The sequence below is a fragment of the Rothia nasimurium genome (assembly GCF_004569295.1).
In the GTDB taxonomy this organism is placed as follows: domain Bacteria; phylum Actinomycetota; class Actinomycetes; order Actinomycetales; family Micrococcaceae; genus Rothia; species Rothia nasimurium_B.
The window spans coordinates 1-402 of record NZ_SPQC01000118.1 but is presented as its reverse complement, the minus strand read 5'-3'; the positions used below and the strand labels follow the sequence as shown (position 1 = coordinate 402).

Here is a 402-nt window from a genome sequence, read left to right as displayed (position 1 = left end):
TTCTTATAAAAAGAACCTATAAGCATAGCTACTAATAAAAATTCAATTGCCTTTTCATCACTAAAACCTATGGTATGGTTTTTAAGATAAAGCATGACAGCAGGGATAACAGCACATGCTCCATTTGTTGGCGCTGTTACGACTTTTGCTCCGCTAGCATTTTCTTCAGCAATCGCAATAGCATATAAAGAAATAAAATCTATAATGCCCATAGGATCAGCTGTCATCGCTACTCTTTCTTTAAGCCCTTTAGCTCTACGTTTTAAATGAAGTTTTCCAGGCAAATAATCTTCATTCGGGTGCGTACCATTATAATACACTTCTTGCATCACTTCCCAAATTTCAAGACAATAAGCACGAATTTCCTCTCTAGTGTGAAATTGCAATTCATAACGATAGGAA

At 35.8% G+C, this 402-nt stretch carries 1 protein-coding gene; it reads right to left on the bottom strand.

Annotated features, from left to right (window positions below; all coding sequences use genetic code 11):
• Positions 1 to 402: L-serine ammonia-lyase, iron-sulfur-dependent, subunit beta (locus tag E4U03_RS12645; RefSeq protein WP_194210421.1), on the bottom strand; the 402-nt coding region annotated here is incomplete at both ends.